Source organism: Micromonospora sp. NPDC048868, assembly GCF_043198195.1.
Taxonomy (GTDB): domain Bacteria; phylum Actinomycetota; class Actinomycetes; order Mycobacteriales; family Micromonosporaceae; genus Micromonospora; species Micromonospora reichwaldensis.
On the sequence record NZ_JBICUN010000021.1, the window covers coordinates 47,622 to 71,518 of the forward strand.

Annotated in this window: 3 protein-coding genes (1 of these 3 only partly in view); all 3 read right to left on the minus strand. The window is 74.4% G+C overall.

What is annotated here, in order from left to right:
• Tightly spaced (each overlapping or abutting the next), the 3 genes in view from ACGFNF_RS25805 to ACGFNF_RS25815 form a layout consistent with a single transcriptional unit that may run on beyond the window.
• Positions 1 to 1,329, minus strand: a complete 1,329-nt coding sequence (locus ACGFNF_RS25805; protein ID WP_357578568.1) for an MFS transporter — start codon at positions 1,327 to 1,329, stop codon at positions 1 to 3.
• The gene (locus tag ACGFNF_RS25810) at positions 1,326 to 2,309 is read right to left on the minus strand and encodes an ornithine carbamoyltransferase (protein WP_393171247.1); all 984 of its coding nucleotides are present in this window, start codon (positions 2,307 to 2,309) and stop codon (positions 1,326 to 1,328) included. Before ACGFNF_RS25810 ends, ACGFNF_RS25805 begins: the two co-directional genes overlap by 4 nt.
• Positions 2,309 to 23,897 carry the 3' portion of a non-ribosomal peptide synthase/polyketide synthase gene (locus ACGFNF_RS25815; protein ID WP_393171249.1) on the minus strand. It continues 1,793 nt past the right edge of the window, so only the last 21,589 of its 23,382 coding nucleotides appear in the window; the start codon falls outside the window, past its right edge; the stop codon is at positions 2,309 to 2,311. Before ACGFNF_RS25815 ends, ACGFNF_RS25810 begins: the two co-directional genes overlap by 1 nt.

The window sequence follows — 23,897 nt, forward strand, 5'->3', positions numbered from 1 at the left end:
CTATATTCCGTCCATATCGCCACCGTCCCGGGTCGCGTGGCCCGCCCGCTCGGCGGCCTCCGCCCGTTCCGCCTCGGCCCGGGCCCGACCGCCGAAGCCGAGCACCGCGAGCACCGCGATCACCCCCATCGCCCCGCCCACGATCAGCATGGCCCTGGTGATGCTCGTCGAGTCGAGCAGGAAGCCCGCGAACAGCGCCCCCAGCGAGTTGGCTCCCGAGCTGAGCAGCATGACGATCGAGCCGGCCCGCCCGCGCAGGTGGTCGGGTGCGCTCTGGAGCACGTACAGCATCCCGGCCACGTTGCTGATGCCGGCGCCATAGTGGATCAGGGCGAAGATCGCGCCGAGGACGACGAGTCCCGGTGCCAGCGCGAGTCCCGGTGCCAGCGCGAGCAGCGGCATCAGCACCGCCCAGGCGATGTTGACCCCCATGATGATCCGGCGGATCCCCCAGCGACTCAGGTAGAAGTTGCTGGTCATCGCGCCGGCCATGCCGAAGACGCTGTTCACCACGAGCAGCATCCCGACCGTGGGTGGCGAGCCGCCCTGGTTCTTGACGATCACGACGAGGCCCAGGCCCAGCACCTGGAACAGGATGTTGCTCGCCGCGAAGAGGCCGAGGGCGCGACGCAGGTAGAGCTGGCCCCAGACGAAGACGAAGCCCTCCCGCACCCGGGCCAGCAGGCCACCTGGCTCGTCCGCGCGCGCCTTCGGCGCCTGCAGGTCCCGCCGCACGAACAGCAGGGTGACCAGCGAGATCACGTGCATCAGCACGGCGAAGCCGAACGGCGCCCAGCGGGTCAGCGCGTACAGCAGGGTGCCGGCCGGCTGGCCGAGGATGCTGGCCGCGTTGGCCCGCGACTCGTTCGCCGCCGTCGCGGCGCCGTACCTGTCGGCCGGGACCACGTTGAACACCGCGGCGCGTTCGGCCAGGGCGTAGCAGATGCCCAGGCTGGCCTCCACGAACGCGACCGCCATCAGGTGCGGCAGCCACACCGAGTCCCGGGCCACCGCGACCGCGACGCTGCCGATCGCGACGATCCGCCCGACGTTGCAGAGCACCATGGTCCGCCGACGGTCCCAGCGGTCCACCAGCGCGCCGGCCGGCAACTGGGTCACCAGGTTGGGCAGCAGCGCGGCGAAGGTCACCAGGCTGGCCGCCGTGGCCGAACCGGTCGACCAGAAGACAAGCAGGGTGTAGCTGATCGAGGTGGCCCGGGAACCCAGCGCGGAGACCCCGGAGCCGACCCAGAGCAGCAGGAAGTCGCGGTTGCCGGTCAGGCGCCCCGGCTGCCGGGACGTGGCCGCCGGGTGCCCGACCGCGCTCACGACGCGGACCCGGCGGGGGTGGCCCGGCACCAGTCGAGCACGGCCATCGCGCTGTAGAGCTTGTTCTCCGCCTGCTGGAAGGCGATGCTGGCCGGACCGTCGAGCACCTCGGCGGTGACCTCCTCCCCCCGGTGCGCCGGGAGGTCGTGCATGAAGACCGCGTGCGGGCTGCGCCGCCACAGCTCCCGGTCCACCTGGAACGGGGCGAAGCGCGTCCGCCAGTCGGGGTCGGGCTTGCTGGTGCCGGTGGTCTGCCACCGGGTGGTGTAGATGGCGTCCAGGTCACCCGGCAGGTCGTCCATGTGGTGCCGTTCGACGAGGTGGGCGCCGCAACGTTGGGCCTGCTCCCGCGCGACCGCCGCGATCTCCGCCGGCAGCCCGTACCCCGCCGGGGTGCGCAGCTCCAGCTCGACGCCGGGGAAGCGGGTCAGCGCCAGGGCCAGTGCGGTCGCGGTGTTGTTCGCCTCGCCCAGGTAGAGCAGCCGCAGGTGTTCGATGCGGCCGAAGCGCCGCAGCAGGGTGGTCAGGTCGGCCAGCGCCTGCGTCGGGTGCTCCTCGGCGCTCATCGCGTTGATCACGGCCATCCGGTGCTGGCGCGACCAGTCGCGCATCTCCCCCGGGTCGGCGGCGGTCCGCGCCACCAGCACGTCGAGCATGCCCGACAGCACCCGGCCGGTGTCCTCGCTGGACTCCCCGGTGTTGACCTGGAGGTCGTTCGGCCCGTACTGGATGGTCTTCGCGCCGAGCCGCAGCGCGGCCACGGTGAACGCGGTCCGGGTCCGGGTCGACGTCTTCACGAAGTAGGTGCCGACCACCCGGTCCGCCAGTGGGCTGGCGGTCTCGCCGGCGGCGAACCGCGCCCCCCGCGCCACGATCGAGTACAGGTCGTCGTCGGTCAGGTCGCGGATCGACACCAGGTGCCGCACCTGCCGGGTCGGTGGGTCGGTGACCGTGGCAAGGATGCTCGGTACGGTCGTCATCACATTTCCTCCGTCAGTGCGATGTCGGACGCCAGTCGCGACACGACCTCATGGCCCAGGTCGCCGTTGGTCAGCAGCACCAGCCCGGAGCCGTCGGGCACCCGGCCGGCGGTGAGCGCCTGGTAGCCGGGGATGCGGCCCCGGTGGGTGAACTCCACCCGTGCCCCGGCGGGCCCGTCGAGGCGGTCCACCATGCAGCCGAGTCCGAAGACGCCGCCCGTCCCGGTGGTCAGTTGCGCCACCGCCAGCTCCCGGCTCAGCAGGGCCGGGTCGCCCCGGTACGCGAGGTGGATCTCCCTGACGAGCTGGGCCAGGTCGGTGGCGGTGGTCCAGAGGCCGGCCGCTGCCAGGTCCGTACGCACCTGCCAGCCGCCCGGGAGCGGCTCACCCCGCTCGTCGTGCCCGACGGCCACCGGCCGGCCGGACGTCTCCGGGAAGCTCTGGTCGAAGCTGCTGCCGGTCATCCCCGCCGGTCCGAAGACCAGCTCGGCCATCAGGTCGGCGAAGGGCGTCGCGGTGACGTCCTCCATGAGCTGCTGCACCACCACGAAGTGGCTGTTGCGCTCCACCGCCACCGCGTCGGGCGCGTCGAGCGCCCGGACCGGACCGGTGGGCACGCCCCGGCCGTGCAGCACGTCCGACAGGCTCGGCACGGGGCCGCCACGCGGGTGTCCGGTGCTGCCCGTCGGAGTCAGCCCGGCGACGTGGGAGAGCAGCTGCCGCAGGCTCACCGGCCGGTCGGCCGGCAGCTGCCAGCCCTTCAGGTACGCGTTGACGTCCGTGTCGAGCTGGAGCTGCCCCCGCCCGACAAGGACCAGCGCGCCCACCGCGGTGACCAGCTTGCTGACCGAGCCGACCTGGAAGATGGTCGCCGGGGTCACCGGGGCGTCGCCGCCGGCCGCGCGGTGCCCGGCGGCGCGGACCTCCACCACCTCGCCGTCGGCGAGCAGGGCCAGCGAGGCGCCGGGCACCCGGTGGGCGGCGAGCAACGGCTCGACGGCCGGCAGCACCGGCACGGCCCGCGCCACGCGTACCGCCGGATCCGCCGCGTCGACGGACGCCGCCGCCCCGGTCGGGGCGAGCGAGGCGGCCAGCTCGGCCAGGGTCCGGTCGAGCATCGCCGCCCGCAGCGTCAGCGGAACTCCGGCCTGCCGGGCCGCCGTGACCACCGGTACGACCAGCAGCGAGTGCCCGCCCAGGGCGAAGAAGCGGTCGTGCCGGCCCACCCGGTCGACCTCCAGGATCCCGGCCCAGATGTCGGCGATCAGCTTTTCCAGACCGGGGCGGGGCGGGGTGTGGTCGGCCGCCGCGGCCAGGTCCACCGGGGGCAGCGCCCGACGGTCGACCTTGCCGTTGGCGTTGAGCGGGATGGCCGGCACCGGGACGAAGACGCTCGGGACCAGTTGGCTGGGCAGCCACCGGGCACAGTGCGCGGCCAGGTCCGGCGTGTCGCCGACGTGGTAGGCCACCAGGCGGGGTCCGCCGGCGCCCGTCGACTCGACGGTCACCACCGCGTCCCGCACGCCCGGATGCGCCACCAGCACCGCCCTGACCTCGCCGGGCTCCACCCGGTGGCCTCGGATCTTCACCTGGTCGTCGATCCGGCCGAGCAGGTCGAGCTGCCCGTCCGGCAGCCAGCGGCCCAGGTCGCCGGTCCGGTACAGCCGCCCGCCGTCCGCACCGAACGGATCGGGCACGAACCGGTCGGCGGTCAGGTCCGGCCGGCCGGCGTAGCCCCGGGCCAGGCCGGGTCCGCCGAGGTGGACGTGGCCGACCACGCCCACCGGCACCGGTTGCAGGTCGGCGTCGAGGACGTACGTGCGCATCCCGGCCATCGGCCGGCCGATCGGCGCGACGTCGGCCGGCAGCGGCCCGGTGACCGGGTACCGGCTGACGGCCACGGTCGCCTCCGTCGGCCCGTACTCGTTGAGCAGCACGCTGCCCGGCGCGAGCGCGTGCCAGCGGTCGCAGACCTGCCGGGTCAGCGCCTCGCCGCCCAGGACCAGCAGCGGGGTCAGGGCCGCCGCCTGCTCCGCGTCGAGCTGGCGGGTCAGCAGGTCGAGGTGGCCGGGGGTCAGCTTGACGAAGCTGAACGGGCCGGCGTCGGCCAGCCTAGGGCCCAGCTCGTCCAGGCCGGCGTCGGGCGGCAGCAGCCACAGCCGCTGCCCGGTGACCAGCGGCGCCCAGATGCTGGTCACCACCATGTCGTACGCGACCGACGAGAAGAGCGCGGCGCCGCCGGTGCGGTCCCCGATCAGCTCCTCGGCCGCCCAGCCGAGGTAGTTGGCGAGGCTGCCGTGGGTGATCTGCACGCCGTTCGGCCGGCCGGTCGAGCCGGAGGTGAAGATGACGTACGCGAGGTGGTCCGGGTCGGGGCGGCCGGCCGGCGGGTCGGCGGGCAGCGCGGCGATCCGCTCGGCGTCGCGGTCGAGCAGCACCAGCTCGACGCCGGTGAGCCGGTCGGCGTGGCCGGCCGAGGTCACCACCACCGTCGCCCCGGCGTCGGCGAGCATCGCGGCGACCCGCTCGGCCGGGTGCCCCGGGTCGATCGGCAGGTACGCGCCGCCGGCCCGCCACACCCCGAGCAGGGCGGCGACGAGGTCGACGCCCCGGTCCAGCAGCACCCCGACGACCCGCTCCGGGCCGATCCCCGCCGCGCGCAGGTGGTGGCCGATCCGGTTGGCCGCCGCGTCCAGCTCGGCGTAGGTCGTACCGTCGACGGCCTCCGCGTCGGGGGTGGCGGCGGCCCGCGCCGCGACCCGGTCCGGGACGAGGTCGACGCATCCGGGCGCGGTCGAGGCGTTCCAGCCCACCAGCACGTCGTCGCGTTCCCCGGCGGGCAGGTACGCCGCCCGGGGGTCGCCGTCGGGGTCGGCCACCATGGCCTCCAGCACCAGCCGGTACATGCCGCCCAGCCGCGCGGCGTCGGCCCGGCCCATGGCGTGGCTGTCGGTGCTCAGTTCGAGCCGGCCGGCGCCCGCGGCGACGGCGAGCGCGAACTCGGAGGTGCTCGCGCCGATCCGCTCCACGGGCGCGGTGCGCCCGCCGTCGACCTCGGTGAAGTCGAGGTAGCTGAAGTAGACGTCGGTGAGGCCGGCGCCCCGGCCGGGGGTGCGGATGGCCGGGGCCGGGTAGCGGCGGTGCGGCCACAGGTCGGCCTCGCGGGCGTGCACCCGCTGGACGAGTTCGCGCCAGCTGCCCGCCGTCCGGTCGTGCGGGAACGGCAGGGTGTTCAGCGACATGGCGTAGACCCGCTCGCTGCCCACCACGTCGGGGCGGGTGTTGCAGACCAGCCCGCTGTAGAAGGTCGGCTCGTCGGTGAGCTGGCTGAGCACCTTCAGGTGCGCGGCGTGCAGGACCGCCTTGAGCGAGACCCGGGCCGCCGAGGCCAGGGCCCGCAGCCGCGGCTCCAGGTCCGCGTAGGACACCACCTCGGTGTACGGCTCCCGGACGGCCGGCGCGGGCGGCGCCCACGCGGCGGGGAGCAGGAACCTCGGGTGCCGCTCGACCACGTCCTGCCAGTACCGCTTGTCGGCCGCCGAGTCCAGGGCGCGCAGCTCACCGGCGACGAAGTCGGCGAAGCGCACCCCGGGCGGGGCGGCGACGTCGGGCTCCGCGCCCGCCCGCCGCGCGTGGTACCGGTCCAGGATCTCCATCACCAGGGCGTGCAGGCTCCAGCCCTCGATGATGACGTGGCAGATGGTGAGCACCAGCCGCCAGCTCCGGTCGGTCTCCAGGCACACGGTGAACCGCAGCAGCGGCGCCCGCTCGACGTCGAACAGCTCGGCGTACTCCTCGCCGACGAGCCGGCGCACCAGGGCCGTCCGGTCCGCCTCGGCCAGCCCCCGCAGGTCGCGGGTTCCGACCGGGACGTCCACCGCGCGGTGCACCAGCTGCATCGGCACCGAGTAGCCGCTCGTGTCCACCGACGTACGCAGCACGTCGTGCCGGGCCACCACCTCGGCGACGGCGGTCCGCAGCGTCGCCAGGTCGAACGGCTCGTCGTCGGGGATCAGGAACGAGACGACGTTGTGGTAGTGGTTCTGGCCGTTGTCGGCCAGCATCTCCAGCAGCATCCCCAGCTGCACCCGCGACAGCGGGTACGCGTCGTCCAGCCCGGCCGGCAGCAGCGGCAGGTCGGCGGGGGCGACCAGCTCGAAGGGCTCGACGGGGCGGTCGGTCGGCGCCGGCGCGTCCCGGCTCGCCAGCACCTCGCCCAGCGCCCGGACGCTCGGGTGCCGGAAGATGTCCGCGACCGTCACGTCCAGCCCGGCCGCGCGCATCGTGCCGGCCAGCACCAGCGCCGTGATGGAGTGCCCGCCGAGGTCGAAGAAGCCGTCGGTGACGCCGACCGCCGGCAGGCCCAGCACGTCGGCCCAGGCGGCGGCCACCCGCTCCTCCAGCGCACCCGCCGGGGCGACGAAGTCCTGGCCCGCCAGCGTCGCGCCGGTGGGGGCGGGCAGCGCCCGCCGGTCCAGCTTGCCGCTGTTGTTGCGCGGCAACTGCTCCAGCAGCACGAACGCCGACGGGACCATGTACTCCGGCAGGCTGCGCCCCAGCCGCTCGCGCAGCGCGGCGACCTGCGGCGGCTCCCCGCCGCCGGCCACCAGGTACGCGGTCAGCCGGGGGTCGGCCGGGTCGTCCGCGCGCAGCACGACGACCGCCTCCGCGACACCGGGCAGCGCGGTCAGCGCCGCCTCGATCTCGCCCGGCTCGATCCGGTAGCCCCGCAGCTTCACCTGGTCGTCGAGGCGGCCGAGGAACTCCACGCTGCCGTCGGGCAGCCGGGTGGCCAGGTCGCCGGTGCGGTACATCCGGCTGCCGGCCGGGCCGTACGGGTCGGGCAGGAACCGCCGGGCGGTCAGGTCGGGCTGGTTGAGGTAGCCGCGGGCCACCCCGTGCCCGGCCAGGTACACCTCGCCGGGCACCCCGATGGGCGCCGGGTGGCCGTACTGGTCGAGCACGTACATCCGCACGCCGGACAGCGGCCGGCCGATGCGGCTGCCCACCCCCGGCGCGAGGTCGGCCCGGGTGATCCGGTGGTAGGTGGAGTAGACGGTGGTCTCGGTGATCCCGTACATGTTGACAAGCGCCGTACGGGCCAGCCCGAGGCGGGACGCCCACGGGGCGAGGTCGGCGAAGTCGAGCTTCTCCCCCGCGATCACCACGGCGCGCAGCGACAGCTCCCGGATCCCGGGGGCGTCCTCGGCGGCGAGCCGGACCAGCCCGCGCAGCGCCGTCGGGGTCTGCGCCAGCATGGTGACCCGCTGCGTCACCAGCAGGTCCAGCAGGTCCTGCGGCACGCGGGCCACCTCGCGGGGCACCACCACCAGCCGGCCGCCGTGCAGCAGCGCCCCCCACAGCTCCCAGACGGAGACGTCGAAGGCGTACGAGTGGAACAGCGCCCACACGTCGGTCTCGTCCACCGCGTAGTGCTCCTGCGCGGCGTCGAGCAGGCGCAACACGTTGGCGTCGCTCACGCAGACGCCCTTGGGCCGGCCGGTCGAGCCGGAGGTGTAGATGACGTAGACAAGGTCGTCGGGGTCGCGGGCGATCCCCGGGTCGGTCTCCGGGTGCCCGGCCAGGTCGCCTGCGTCCAGCAGCACCCGCCGTCCGTCGAAGCCGGCGAGCACCTCCGCCTGTGCGGAGGTCGTCACCACGGTCCGCGCCCCGGCGTCGGCCAGCATGTAGCCGAGCCGCTCGGCGGGCTGGGCCGGGTCCAGGGGCAGGTACGCCGCCCCCGCCTTGAGCACGCCGAGCAGCGCGGGCACCAGGTCCGCGTCCCGGTCGAGGCAGACCCCGACGACTGTCTCCCGGCCGGCGCCCGCCGCGCGCAGGTGGTGCGCGAGCCGGTTGGCGGCGGCGTCGACCTGGGCGTACGTCAGCTCGACCGCGCCGGCCACCACCGCCACCGCGTGCGGGTCGCGGGCCAGCTGGGCCTGGAACAGCTCGACCAAGGTGCCCGTGACCGGCTCGTCCGCGCCCTGGTCGGTGACGCCGAGCAGCCGGTCGCGCTCGCCCCCGGGCACGCAGACGGCCTGGCAGTCGCCGTCGGGGTCGGCGACCATCGCCTCCAGCACCGCCCGGTACATGCCGGCGATCCGGTCCAGGTTGGCCTGGCCGACCAGCCCCGCCTGCGCGGAGAGCGCGTAGCGGCCCCGCTGGGCGAAGCAGGAGAGGTCGAACTCGGTGGCGCCCTCGCCGGCGGCGCCGGTGACCACCGGGCCGGATCCGTCGCCGCCCTGCGTCGCGCGGGTGAAGTCCTGGTAGTTGAACAGGACGTGCAGCAGCCGGTGGCCGGCCTCGCGCTGCATCTCCGCCAGCGGGAACCGCCGGTGCGGCCACAGCGCGACCTCCCGGTCGAAAACCGCGGCGACGAGGTCCCGCCAGGTGCGGGCCGACCGGTCGTACGGGAACGGCACCGTGTTGAGGTACATGCCGTGCACATCGTCGGCGCCGAGCACCTCGGGCCGGGCGTCGCAGACGAGGCCGGCGTGGAAGCCCGGCTCGCCGGTGAGCTGGCTGAGCACCTTCAGGTGCGCGGCGTGCAGCACCGCCTTCACCGACACGTCGGTGTCGCGGGCCAGGGCGCGCAGCGCCTCGTCCAGGTCGGCGAAGTCGACAGTGGCGTCCACCGTGGCGTCCGGCGCGTCCGGCTCGCCCCAGCCGGCGGGCAGGGTGAACGGGGCGCGCCCGTCCCACACCGACCGCCAGTGCTCCCGGTCGGCGGTCGACTCGAGCGCGGCGACCTCGGCGGCGATGAAGTCGGCGTAGCGCACGGGCGGCACGGCTGCCGACGCCGGGGTGCGGCCGTCGGCCAGCTCGGCGTAGCGGTCGAGCACCTCGGTGACCAGCCGCGCGCTGCTCCAGCCCTCGGTGACCGTGTGGGAGATGGTGAAGGTGAACCACCAGCTCTCGTCGCTGTCCACGTGCGCGGTGACCCGCAGCAGCGGCGCGGTGGCGACGTCGAACGGGCGGCCCCGCTCGGCGGCGATGAACTCCGCGAAGAGCGCGGCGTGCCGCTCGGCCGGGACGCCCCGGCCGTCCTCGACGCGCACGTCGGGGTCGGCGTGGGCGTGCACGAGCTGCATCGGCACCGAGTAGCCGACCAGGTCGAACGACGTGCGCAGGATCTCGTGCCGGGCCACCACGGCGCGGACCGCGCCGCGCAGCGCCCCGGCGTCGAACGGCCGCCCGTCGCGGACCTGGTGGGCGAGGACGCTGTGGTAGACGGCGCGGTCGCCGCTGACGGCCGACTCGACAAGCATGCCGAGTTGGGTGCGCGACGCCGGGTAGGCGTCGACCAGGCCGCCGGGCAGCCTGGCGCGGTCGGCGGCGCCGATCAGCGCGTACGGGGCGACCGGGCGGAACTCGTCGGTGTCGGCGTCGGTAAGCGCGGCGGCCAGCCGGCGTACGGTGCGGTGGGCGAAGACGTCCCGCACGCTGGCGGGGTGCCCGGCGGCGCGCAGCGTGCCGACGAGGGTGACCGCGAGCATCGAGTCGCCGCCGAGGTCGAAGAAGCTGTCGGTGACGCCGACCCGGGCCACGCCGAGCACCCGCGCCCAGATCCCGGCGATCTCCTCCTCCACGTCGCCGGTCGGGGCCTGGTAGTCCCCGGTGGCGTACGCGCCGGTGTCGGGGGCCGGGAGCTGGCGCCGGTCGACCTTGCCGTTCGGGTCCTTCGGGATGGCGTCGAGGGTGACGTAGGCGGCCGGCACCATCGCCTCGGGCAGCGCGGCGAGCAGCCGCTCCCGCAGCCCGGACGGGGTCGGTGCGTCGCCGGGGGTCGGCAGCACGTACCCGACGAGGGTGCGGCGGCCGTCGTGCTCGCGGACGGCGGCGACGGCGTCGGCCACGCCGGGGCAGCCGCGCAGGGCCGTCTCGATCTCCCCCAGTTCGATGCGTACGCCGTGCAGCTTCACCTGGGAGTCGAGCCGGCCCAGGAAGTCGACGGTGCCGTCCGGCCGCCACGCCGCCGCGTCCCCGGTGCGGTACAGCCGGGACCCGGGCGGGCCGTAGGGGTCCGGCACGAACTTCCCGGCGGTCAGCCCGGGCCGCCCCAGGTAGCCCCGGGCCAGCCCCGTCCCGCCGATGCACAGCTCGCCGGGCACGCCCAGCGGCACGAGGTCGAGCCGCTCGTCGAGGACGTACAGCCGCAGGTTCGGGTGCGGGGTGCCGAGCGGCACCCGGGACAGCCCGGCCAGGGCGTCGGCGGTGCACGCCCAGCTGCTCACGTCGACGGTGGCCTCGGCCGGGCCGTACGTGTTGTGCAGCTCGCAGCCGGGCAGCGCGGCCAGGAACGCCCGCGCCACGTCGACGCCGATCTCCTCGCCGCCGACGGCCACCGACCGCAGTGACCGGCAGCCGGCCAGCCCCTCGGCGAGCAGCGCCGGCAGCATCGACGGTACGAAGTGGACGGTGCTGACGCCCTCGCGGGCCATCAGCTCGCACAGGTACGCGGGGTCGCGGTGCCCGCCGGGGCGGGCCACCACGATCCGGGCGCCCGCCGACAGGGCGGCGTAGACCTCTCCCGGGGAGACGTCGAAGCCGATCTCGGTCTTCTGGAGCACGACGGCGTCGGAGTCCAGCCGGTAGACCCGCGCGCCGACGTGCCCGGTGCGGTTGACCAGGGCGCGGTGCGACAGCAGCGAGCCCTTGGGGCGGCCGGTGGAGCCCGAGGTGTAGATGACGACGCTGCCGTTGTCGGGGTCGGTGAGCGGCTCCGGGTCGGTCGGCGGCCGGTCGGCCCAGGCGTCCGGCTCGTCGAGCAGCACCACCGTGGCGTCGACCGGCGGCAGTTGCGCCCGCAGCTCGGCGGTGGTGAGCAGCACCGGGGCCGCCGCGTCGGCAAGCATGAACGCCAACCGCTCCGCCGGGTACGACGGATCCAACGGCAGGTACACCCCACCCGCCTTGTGCACCGCCAGCATCCCCACGACCTGCTCCACCGACCGGTGCGCACACACCCCGACCAGGACCTCCGGCCCCACCCCCAGCTCCCGCAGGTGGTGCGCCAACCGGTTCGCCCGGCCGTTGAGCTGCCCGTACGAGAACGACACGCCCTCGGCCGTGATGGCCACGGCGTCCGGCCGCCGCGCGGCCTGCGCCTCGAACGCCGCCGGCACGTACCCGCCGACCTCGACCGTCCGGCCCGGGGCGAACCGGGCGATCTCCTCGCGCTCCCCGGCCGGCAGGTGCGGCGCCGCCGCGTCCCCGTCCGGGTCGGTCACCATCGCCGTGAGCACCTCGCGGAACATCGCCCCGATCCGCACCAGGGCGGCCGGGTCGGCGGTCCGGCTGTCACTGACCAGGCGGACGGTGCCGCCGCCCGCCCCGACCGACAGGCCGAACTCGGTGGCGCCGGGCCCGCCGACCTCGACGAGGTCCGTGCCGGTCGCCTCGGCCGCCGCGCCGCCGTCCTGCCGGGTCTCCACGTAGCCGAAGACGACGTCGATCGGCCGGGAACCGGCGTCGGCCAGCCGCGCCACGGCCGGCAGTGGGTAGCGCCGGTGCGGCCACAGCTCCACCTCGCGGTCGAAGACCGACCGCACCAGCTCCCGCCACGTCCCCGCCGCGCGGGCGTGCGGGAACGGCAGCACGTTGATGTACATGCCGTGCACCCGCTCCGCGCCCCGCACCTCCGGCCGCGCGTCGCACACCAGGCCCGTGTAGAAGGCGGACCCGCTGGTGAGCTGGCTCATCACCTTCAGGTGCGCGGCGTGCAGCACCGCCTTGACCGAGGTGTTGGTGTCGCTGGCGAGGCGTCGGACGGCCGCGTCCAGGTCGTTGACGTCCACCGTGTACCGGCAGACCGTCGCCGCGCCGGAGCGGTCGCCGAAGGCGTCCGGGAGGGTCAGCTTGGGCCGCCCGGTCACCACCGCCCGCCAGTGCTCGGCGGTCTCCGGCGAGCGCAGCGCCGCCAGCTCCCCGGCGACGTGGTCGGCGTACCGGACGGCGGGGGGCTCGTCCTGCTTCGGCGCCTCGCCGCGGCTGCGCCGGGCGTACTCGCCGAGCAGTTCGGCGAGCAGGGCGTTGAGGTCCCAGCCGCCGGTGACCAGGTGGCTCACCGCGAGGGTCAGCCACCAGGCCCCGGCGCCGTCGGCGTGCGCGGCGACCCGCAGCAGCGGGGCGTCCGAGTCCAGGTCGAAGGGGGTACGCCGCTCGGCGGCCAGGTGCTCCTCGTGATCAGCGGCCGGGTGCACGGCGACCGGCACGGCGGCGCTCGCGCGCACCAGCTGCATCGGCACCGAGTAGCCGGTCAGGTCGACCGAGGTGCGCAGCGTCTCGTGCCGGGCGACCAGCGCGTCGACCGTCGCCTGGAGCGCGCGGTCGTCGAACGGCCGCCCGTCGTCGACCCGGATCGACTGCACGATGTGGTACAGGGACCTCTCCGGGTCCTTCTGGATCTCCACGGCCATGCCGACCTGCGCCTGCGTCGCCGGGTACGCGTCGACCAGCCCGGCCGGCAGCCTGGCCCGGTCGGCGGCGTCGATCAGCGCGTACGGCTCGACGGGGCGAAAGGCCCCCTCCTTGGCGGTGTCGGCCTCGGCGAGCGCGGTGACCAGGCGGCGGATCGTGCGGTGCGCGAAGATGTCCCGCACGGTGACGTCGTGGCCGGCGGCGCGCAGCGACCCGACCAGGGTCACCGCGGTCATCGAGTCGCCGCCCAGGTCGAAGAAGCTCTCGGTGACGCTGACCCGGTCGAGGTCGAGCACCCACGACCAGACGCCGGCCATCGCCGACTCCACCGGGCCGTTGGGCCGCTCGTAGCGGCCCCGGGCGTAGGACCGCGCGTCCGGCGCCGGCAGCTGCCGCCTGTCGACCTTGCCGTGCGGGTCCACGGGAACGGCGTCGATCGTGACGTACGCGGCCGGCACCGTCGCCTCGGGCAGCTCGGCCAGCAGCCGCTCCCGCAGCTCACCGGGGGTGGGCGCGGGCCCGCCGTCGGTGACGAGGTAGCCGACCAGGGTGCGCCGGCCGTCCTGCTCGCGGACGGCGGCGACCGCGTCGGTCACCCCGGGGCAGCCGCGCAGGGCCGTCTCGATCTCCCCCAGCTCGATGCGTACGCCGTGCAGCTTGACCTGCGAGTCGATGCGCCCCAGGAAGTCGACGGTGCCGTCGGGCCGCCACGCCGCCGCGTCCCCGGTGCGGTACAGCCGCGATCCGGGCGCGCCGTACGGGTCCGGCACGAACCGCTGCGCGGTCGTTCCCGGCGCCCCGAGGTAACCCCGGGCCAGCCCAAGACCGCCGATGCACAGCTCGCCGCGCACCCCGACCGGCACCGGTTGCAGGTGCTCGTCGAGCACCCGGACGGTGAGGTTGGTGAACGGGGTGCCGAGCGGCACCCGGGTCAGCCCGGCCAGGGCGTCGGCGGTGCAGAGCCAGCTCGTGACGTCGACCGTGGTCTCGGCCGGGCCGTACGTGTTGTGCAGCTCGCAGCCGGGCAGCGCGGCCAGGAACGCCCGCGCCACGTCGACGGCGATCTCCTCGCCGCCGACGGCCACCGACCGCAGCGACCGGCAGCCGCCGATCCCCTCGGCCAGCAGCGCGGACAGCATGCTCGGCACCAGCTCGACGGCGGTGACGCCCTCGCGGACGATCAGCTCCCGCAGGTACGCGGGGTCGCGGTGCCCGCCGGGGCGGGCCACCACGATCCGGGCGCCCGCCGACAGGGCGGCGTAGACCTCGGCCGGGGAGACGTCGAAGCCGATCTCGGTCTTCTGGAGCAGCACCGCTTCTTCGTCGAGGCGGTTGATCCGCCGGCCGGCGTACGCGGAGCGGTTGACCAGGGCCCGGTGCGGCACGAGGACGCCCTTGGGCTGCCCGGTCGAGCCGGAGGTGTAGATGACGTAGCAGCCAGTGTCGGCGTGGGTGCGCGGCTCGGGGTCGGTGGCCGGCTGGCCCGCCCAGGCGTCCGGCTCGTCGAGCAGCACGGTGGCCGCCTCGGCCGCCGGGAGCTGACCGCGCAGCTCGGCGGTGGTGAGCAGCACCGGGGCCGCCGCGTCGGCAAGCATGAACGCCAACCGCTCCGCCGGATACGACGGATCCAACGGCAGGTACACCCCACCCGCCTTGTGCACCGCAAGCATCCCCACGACCTGCTCCACCGACCGGTGGGCGCACACCCCGACCAGGACCTCCGGGCCCACCCCCAGCTCCCGCAGGTGGTGCGCCAACCGGTTCGCCCGGGCGTTCAGGTCCCGGTAGCCGACGCGGGTGCCGTCGCAGGTGATCGCCACCGCGTCCGGCCGCCGCGCGGCCTGCGCCTCGAACGCCGCCGGGGCGTACCCGCCGACCTCGGCGGTGCCGCCGGACGACCAGCCCTCGACCTCGTCGCGTTCCGCCGCCGGGAGGCGGACGGCGACCGCGTCGCCCTCGGGGTCGGCCACCATCGCCGTCAGCACCTCGCGGAACATCGCCCCCACCCGGGCCAGCGCGGCCGGACCGAAGACGTGGCTGTCGCCGACCAGGTCGAGGAAGCCGCCGGCGGCGGTCACCTGGAGGGCGAACTCGGTGCCGCCCTCCCCGGCGATGGCCTCGAAGTCGACGGACTCGTCGGCGACCGCCCCGGTCCGGCGGAACTCGGTGTAGTCGAAGACGACGTCGATCGGGCGGGACCCGGCGCCGGCCATCCGCTGCACCGCCGGCAGCGGGTACCGCCGGTGCGGCCACAGCTCCACCTCGCGGTCGAAGACCGACCGCACCAGCTCCCGCCACGTGCCGGCACCCCGGGCGTGCGCGAACGGCAGCACGTTGATGTACATGCCGTGCACCCGCTCGGCGCCCCGCACCTCGGGCCGCGCGTCGCACACCAGGCCCGTGTAGAACCGCCCCTGGTCGGTGAGCTGGCTCATCGCCTTCAGGTGCGCGGCGTGCAGCACCGACTTCGGCGACACGTCGAGGGTCGACGCGAGCGCGCGCAGCTTCGGCTCCAGGTCCTGGTAGCTGACCCGGGTCCGCAGGCTCTCGCGCGGGCCGTCGGTGCGGCCCCAGCCGTCCGGCGTGGTGAAGCCGGCGTACGTGTCGACGACGCCCCGCCAGTACGCCTCGTCCTCGCCGCCCTTCAGCGCGGCCAGTTCGGCGGCGACGAAGTCGGCGTACCGGACGGCGGTCGGCTCGGGCGACTCGGGCACCATGCCGGCGCTGCGCCGCTCGTAGCAGCCGATCAGCTCGACCAGGAGGGTGTTCAGGTCCCAGCCGCCGGTGACCAGGTGGCTGACAGCGACGGTGAGCCACCAGCCCCGCTCGTCGGTGCGGTGGGCGGCGACCCGCAGCAGCGGCGCCGGCTGGTCCAGCGCGAAGGGCCGCGCCCGCTCCGCGTCGACGTACGCCCGCAGCCGCGCCTCGACGTCGTCGCCGGTCAGCTCCGTCACCCGTACGTCGACGGGCGCCTCGGCGTGCACGAGCTGCACCGGCACCGAGTAGCCGGTCAGGTCGAACGAGGTACGCAGCGTCTCGTGCCGGCCGACCACGTCCCGCACGGCGGCCCGCAGCGCGTCGGCCGAGAACGGCCGTCCACTGTGCACCCGGAAGCAGCGCACGATGTGGTAGAGCGACTTGCCGGGGTCCTTCTGGATCTCCACGGCCATGCCTACCTGCGCCTGCACGGCCGGGTAGGCGTCCACGAGGCCGGCGGGCAGGGCGGCCCGGTCGGCGGCGGTCAAGAGGGAGAAGGGCGCGACGGCCTGGAAGGCCGGGGCCGCCGGGGCGGCGTCCTTGGCGGAGAGGTGCCCGGCCAGGGCGGCGACCGTGCGGTGCACGAAGACGTCCCGGACGGCCACCCCGAAGCCGGCCGCCCGCAGCGCGCCGACCAGGGCGACCGCGCGCAGCGAGTCGCCGCCGAGGTCGAAGAAGCTCTCCCGGGTGCTGACCTGTTCCAGCTGGAGCACCTGGCCCCAGATCCCGGCGAGCTGGCTCTCCAGCTCGGTCTCCGGGGCGACGTGTGCCCGCTCGACGGGCACCGCCGCCTCCCAGAGGGCGGCGCGGTCGACCTTGCCGTTGGCGTTGAGCGGGATCGCCTCCACGGCGACGAACTCGGCCGGGACCATGTACTCCGGCAGGTGCTCGGCGCACCGCTGCCGGATCCGGTCCAACAGGCCCGGCGTCGCCGGCGCGCCAGGGCGGTAGAACGCCACCAGCCGGGCGTCGCCCTCGGCGGCCGATCCGGAGACCAGGGCGACCGCGTCGGCCACGCCGTCGGTGCCTTCCAGGACCGTCTCGATCTCGCCGAGTTCGATCCGGTAGCCGCGGATCTTCACCTGGTGGTCGACCCGCCCGACGAACTCCACCGCCCCGTCGGGCAACCGCCGCACCAGGTCCCCGGTGCGGTACATCCGCGCCCCGGCCGTGGTTCCAGCGGCGGCTGCGGTTCCGGCGGTTGCGGTCTCGGATGCGGCGGCGAACGGGTCGGGCAGGAACCGCTCCGCCGTCAGCGCAGGCTGCCCGGCGTAGCCCCGGGCCACGCCCACGCCACCCACGTACAACTCGCCGACCACGCCCACCGGGGCGAGGTGCAGGTCCCGGTTGAGCACGTACATCGTCATGCCCGGAAGGGCACGACCGATCGGCACCACCGGACCCGCCTGCTCGGTCTCCACCGGGAAGATGCACGTGCCCACACTCGCCTCGGTCGGCCCGTACTCGTTGACCAGACCGCCCGGCCCCAGAAGCGTCAGCCACCGGTTGGCCAACGCAGCCGGCAGCGCCTCACCAGCGACCACCACCACCGGCGCCAACGACGCCAACGCCTCATCCGACAACTGCCGACCAAGAATCTCCAGATGACCCGGCGTCAACTTCAAGAAACTGAACGGCCCCGACGACGCCAACACCGCACCCAACTCGGCCAGATCCACATCCTGACCCACCATCACCACACGCTGACCCGCCACCAACGGCGCCCACAAATTCGGCACCTGCAAGTCGAACGCCACCGACGAGAACACCGCACAACCACCCGCACCACGCGACGCCAACTCACCCGCCGCCCACCGCACATGATTCGCCAACCCCCGGTGCGACACCTGCACACCCTTCGGCCGACCCGTCGACCCCGACGTGAAAATCACATACGCCAACTCGTCGAGGTCGATCGGTCCGGGCAGGGCCGCGCGCAGGTCACCGTCGGCCGTGGCCTCCTCGGCGCCGTCGGCCACGATCTCGTCCACCCGGAGCACGTCGACCCCGGCACCGGCGAACCGGTCCGCGTACCGCTGCGAGGTGACCGCGACCCGGGCACCCGCGTCAGCGAGCATCGCGGCGATACGGCCCGGCGGGTACGACGGATCCACCGGCACGAACGCCGCACCCGCCTTCCACACCCCCAGCATCGACGCCACCAACTCGACGCCACGGTCCAGCAGCACACCCACCACCGCACCGGCACCCACACCCCGGCCGACCAGGCGCCGCCCGATCACGGCGGCGCGGGCGTCCAGGCCCGCGAAGTCGATCGTCCGACCGCCCGACTCGGACACGGCCTCCGCCGAGGGCGCCTCGGCCGCCCGCGTCTCGAACTCGGCGAGGACCGAACGCGACACCGGCTCCACCGCCGACGCCCCGTCGACCAGGACCACCGACGCCTCACCCGCCGGCAGACACGTCACCGACGCGTCACCGTCCATGTCGGCCACCATCGCCTCCAGCACCGCCCGGTACATGCCACCGAGGCGCAGGACGTTGGGGTAGCTGACCTGGTGCGGCCGGGCGAGGATGTTGAGCACGCCGCCGAGCGTGGAGACGTGCAGGCCGAACTCGCCGCTGGCCTCGTAGATGGCGTCCTCGAAGTCGACCCGCTCGGTGTCGACCTGCTCGAAGTCGAGGTAGTTGAAGAGGATCTCGATCGGCCGGCGCCCGTCGCCCAGGCGCTGCACGGCCGGCAGCGGGTAGCGGCGGTGCGGCCACAGCTCCAGCTCCCCGGCGAAGGTGTTGCGGATCAGCTCCCGCCAGGTACGCGCGCCCGCGTCGTGCACGAACGGCAGCGTGTTCAGGTGCATCCCGTAGACCCGGTCGGCGCCGGTCACCTCGGGCCGGCCGTGGCTGACCAGCCCGCTGGTGAACACGGGCTCGGCGGTGAGCTGGCTCATCACCTTCAGGTGCGCGGCCAGCAGCACGCTCTTCAGCGACGTGTCGGTACGGCTGGCCAGCTCGCGCAGGTCGTCCATCAGGTCGTGCAGGGGTACGCGGGTGCCGCACTCGTACTCCGGGACCGACTCGTCCTCGCCCCAGCCGGCGGGCAGTTCGAAGACCGGGCGGGCGACGACGCCCTGCCAGTAGTCGCGGTCCTCGTCCGACGCCAGCGCCTCGATCTCGCCGGCGACGAAGTCGGCGTAGCGGACCGGGGGCGCCTCGAACGCCGCAGGTGCGCCGGTGTCGCGCAGGCTGCGGTAGTTGTCGAGGATCTCCATGAGCAGCGAGTGGTGGCTCCAGCCCTCGAGGATGCCGTGCGACATGGTCAGCACGAACCACCACGTGTCGTCGCGGCCGGCCGCCCCGGCGATGCGCATCTGCGGGACCTGGTCGGGGGTGAACGGCCGGGACCGCTCGGCGGCCAGGTACGCCCGTAGCCGGCTCTCGGCCTCCTCGTCCGTGCCGTCGCGCAGGTCGAGCAGCGTGACGTCGACGGGCACCCCGGCGTGTACGAGCTGCATCGGCACCGAGAAGCCGGTCAGGTCGAACGAGGTACGCAGGATCTCGTGCCGCTCCACGACGGTCCGTACGGCCCGGCGCAGCGCGTCGCCGTCGAAGGCGTGCTCGTCGCGGATCGGGAACGCCGACACGTTGTGGTAGGTGCGCCGCTCCGAGTCGGAGAGCGTCACCACAAGCATGGCGAGCTGCACCTGCGCGCACGGGTACGCGTCGGCGAGCCCGGCGGGCAGCTTGGCCCGGTCGGCGTCGTCGAGCAGGCTGAACGGGGCGACGGCCCGGAAGGCGGGCGCGACCTCCGCGTCGTCCCCGCCGGAGAGGTGCGCGGCCAGGGCGGCGACCGTGCGGTGCACGAAGACGTCGCGCACCGAGACCGGGTGGCCGGCGCCGCGCAGCGCGCCCACGAGCGCGATGGCGCTGATGGAGTGCCCGCCGAGGTCGAAGAAGCTGTCCCGGGTGCTGACCTGTTCGAGCTGGAGCACCTGGCCCCAGATCTCCGCCAGCCGTTCCTCCAGCTCGGTCGCCGGGGCGACGTGCTGCCGCTGCGCGGGCACCGCGGTGTCCCACAGGGCGGCCCGGTCGACCTTGCCGTTGGCGTTGAGCGGGATCGCCTCCACGGCGACGAACTCGGCCGGGACCATGTACTCCGGCAGGTGCTCGGCGCACCGCTGCCGGATCCGGTCCAACAGGCCCGGCGTCGCCGGCGCGCCAGGGCGGTAGAACACCACGAGCCGGTCCGACTCGCCGACCAGGGCGACGGCGTCGCCGACGCCGTCGGTGCCCTCGACGACCGCTTCGATCTCGCCGAGTTCGATGCGGTAGCCGCGAATCTTCACCTGGTGGTCGACGCGGCCGACGAACTCCACCGCCCCGTCGGGCAGCCGCCGCACCAGGTCCCCGGTGCGGTACATCCGCGCCCCGACCGTGTTTCCGGGCTCGTTGCCGGCTGCGGCGAACGGGTCGGGCACGAACCGCTCCGCCGTCAACGCCGGCTGACCCGCGTAACCACGGGCCACACCCACGCCACCCACGTACAACTCGCCGACCACGCCCACCGGGGCGAGGTGCAGGTCCCGGTTGAGCACGTACATCGTCATGCCCGGCAGAGCACGACCGATCGGCACCACCGGACCCGCCTGCTCGGTCTCGATCGGGAAGATGCAGGTGCCGACACTCGCCTCGGTCGGCCCGTACTCGTTGACCAGACCGCCCGGCCCCAGAAGCGTCAGCCACCGGTTGGCCAGGGCCGCCGGCAGCGCCTCACCAGCGACCACCACCACCGGCGCCAACGACGCCAACGCCTCATCCGACAACTGCCGACCAAGAATCTCCAGATGACCCGGCGTCAACTTCAAGAAACTGAACGGCCCCGACGACGCCAACACCGCACCCAACTCGGCCAGATCCACATCCTGACCCACCATCACCACACGCTGACCCGCCACCAACGGCGCCCACAAATTCGGCACCTGCAAGTCGAACGCCACCGACGAGAACACCGCACAACCACCCGCACCACGCGACGCCAACTCACCCGCCGCCCACCGCACATGATTCGCCAACCCCCGGTGCGACACCTGCACACCCTTCGGCCGACCCGTCGACCCCGACGTGAAAATCACATACGCCAACTCGTCGAGACCCGTGGCGCGGGCCGGCAGCGGCGCGTCCATCTCCTCGATCTCCTCGACGCGCACGACCTCCACGCCGACGGGGGCGAACCGGTCCGCGTACCGCTGCGAGGTGACCGCGACCCGGGCACCCGCGTCAGCGAGCATCGCCGCGATGCGACCCGGCGGGTACGACGGATCCACCGGCACGAACGCCGCACCCGCCTTCCACACCCCCAGCATCGACGCCACCAACTCCACACCACGGTCCAGCAGCACACCCACCACCGCACCGGCACCCACACCCCGGGCGGCCAACCAGCGGGCGACCTGCCCGGCCCGGGCGTCCAGCTCCGCGAAGTCGATCCCCGCGCCGCCCGGCACCGACACGGCCTCCGCCGACGGCGTCTCCGCCGCCCGCGCCTCGAACTCGTCCAGCACCGAACGCGACACCGGCTCCACCGCCGACGCCCCGTCGGCCAGCACCACCGACGCCTCACCCGGAGGCAGACACGTCACCGACGCGTCACCGTCCACGTCGGCCACCATGGCCTCCAGCACCGCCCGGTACATGCCACCGAGGCGGGCGACCTGCGGCACGCCGAGGTGGCGCAGGTTGGCCTCCAGCGTGAGGAAGCCGAGGCGGCTGATCACGCCGAGCGGGAACTCGTTGGGGCTGTCGTCGATCGAGTCGGCGTAGTCGATCTCGTCGGTGTCGATCTGGTGGAAGTCGTGGAAGCTGAACCGGACATCCAGCATCCGGCCGCCGTCGCCGACCTCCCGCTGGAGCACCGGCAGCGGGTACCGGCGGTGCGGCCACAGCTCCAGCTCCCCGGCGAACGTCCGCCCGATCAGCTCCCGCCAGGTCCGCGCGCCCGCGTCGTGCACGAACGGCACCGTGTTCAGGTGCATGCCGTAGACCCGGTCGGCGCCGGCGACCTCGGGGCGGATGTTGGACACCAGCCCGGTGAAGAACGACCCCGACCCGGTGAGCTGGCTCATCACCTTCAGGTGCGCGGCCAGCATCACCGACTTGAACGGCACCCCGGTCTCGCGGGCCAGCGCCCGCAGGCCGGGCTCCAGGTCGTGCAGCGGCACCCAGTGGTCGTACTGGGCGCCGTCGGCGGCGGTCGGGTCGCCCCAGCCCTCGGGCAGCACGAACCGGTCCCGGCCGGCGACCCGGTCGTGCCAGAAGGCGCGGTCCGTCCCCTCGCCCGTGGAGCGCAGCTCGGCGGCGACCGCGTCGGCGAAGCGCACCGGCGGCGCCGGGCGCGGCTCGACCGGCAGCCCGTCGCGGATCCGGTGGTACGCGCCGACCAGCTCCATCATCAGCGAGTGGTAGCTCCAGCCGTCCATGATCGGATGGCACTCGGTGAGGGTGAGCCACCAGCTCCCGTCCGCGCAGACGCGCGCGTGCAGCCGGAACAGCGCCGGCTCGCCGAGGTCGAACATGTCGGCCCGCTCGGCGGCGATGAAGTCGCGCAGCTCCCGCTCCAGGCCGGCCCGGTCGTCGGCGCGCGCCCGGTCCATGCCGACCCGCATCTCGGCGGTGGCGTGCACGAGCTGCATCGGCACCGAGTAGCCGGTCAGGTCGAACGAGGTGCGCAGCACCTCGTGCCGCCGCACCAGCAGCGCGGCGGCCTCCCGGAACGCGTCGAGCGAGAACTCGCCGACGTCGGGGATGCGGTAGGTGGTGGCGTTGAGGTAGTGGTTGTGCTCGTCGGCGAGCATCTCCGCGAGCATGCCGAGCTGCACCTGCGTGCACGGGTACGCGTCGACGACGCCGTCGGGCAGCGCGGCCCGGTCGGCCTCGGAGATCAGCGCGAACGGCGCGACGGCCGGCTCCGGCGCGGCCGGCGCGGGGCGGCCGGTGAGGAACTCCGCCAGCTCGGCGATGCTGCGGCGCTCGAAGAGGTCGCGCACCTGCACGTCGAAGCCGCCGGCCCGGATGGCGGCGGCGAGCGCCACGGCGCGGATCGAGTCGCCGCCGACGTCGAAGAAGCCGTCCTCGACGCCGACCCGCTCCAGGCCGAGCAGCTCGGCCCAGATCGCGGCGAGCCGTTCCTCCACCTCCGTACGCGGCGCCAGGTAGGGCCGGTCGGTGGCGGTGACGGCCCGGTCGGGCGCCGGCAGCGCCCGCTTGTCGAGCTTGCCGTTGACGGTCAGCGGCAGCCGGGCCAGCGGGACGAACGCCGACGGGATCATGTACTCGGGCAGGGTGCGGGCCAGCGCCGCGCGCACCTGCCCCGGCCGGGGCAGCTCCGCCTGCTCGTCGACGACCGAGTACGCCACCAGGCGCCGGTCGCCGGGGGTGTCCTCGCGGACGACGACCACGGCCTCGCGCACCCCGGGCAGGGCCGAGATGGCGGCCTCGATCTCGCCCAGCTCGACCCGGTAGCCCCGGATCTTCACCTGGTCGTCGATGCGGCCGACGAACTCCAGGCTGCCGTCGGCGCGCCGGCGGGCCAGGTCGCCGCTGCGGTAGAGGCGGGCGCCGGGCGGGCCGAACGGGTCGGGCACGAACCGCTGGGCGGTCAGCTCGGGCCGGTTGAGGTAGCCCCGGGCCACGCCGGGCCCGCCGACGTGGATCTCGCCGGTGACGCCGACCGGGACCGGGTTGCCGTACGGGTCGAGCAGGTGGATGCTCAGGTCGGCCAGCGGGACGCCGACCGGGTTGGCGGTGCCGGCCAGGTCGTCGGGGCGCACCTCGTAGTAGGTGGCGTGCACCGTGATCTCGGTGATCCCGTAGAGGTTGAGCAGCCGGGGCGCGGCCAGTCCGCGCCGGGCCACCCAGGGGCCGAGGTCGCCGTACTCCAGCTTCTCGCCGGCGAAGATGACCGCGCGCAGCGCGAGCCGGTCGACGCGGGGGTCGCCGTCGCGGGCCAGTCCCACCAGGCCGCGGAAGGCCGTCGGGGTCTGGTTGAGCACGGTGACCTGCTCCTCGACGAGCAGGTCGAGCAGGTCGCCGGGGGAACGGGTGACCTCGCGGGGCACGATCACCAGCCGGCCGCCGTGCAGCAGCGCGCCCCACAGCTCCCACACCGACACGTCGAAGGCGTACGAGTGGAACAGCGGCCACACGTCGGCGGGGCCGAAGTTCAGGTCGTCCTGCGCCACGGTCGTCAGGCGCAGCACGTTGGCGTGGGTCAGGAAGACGCCCTTGGGGCGGCCGGTCGACCCGGAGGTGTAGATGACGTAGATCAGGTTCTCGGGGTCGACGGCGACGCCCGTGTCGGTGCCGGGGCGCCCGGCGATCTCCCCGGCGTGCCCGGGGTCGTCCAGCACCACCACGGCGCCGTCGAAGTCGGCGAACCGCTCCCGGTGGGCCTCGGTG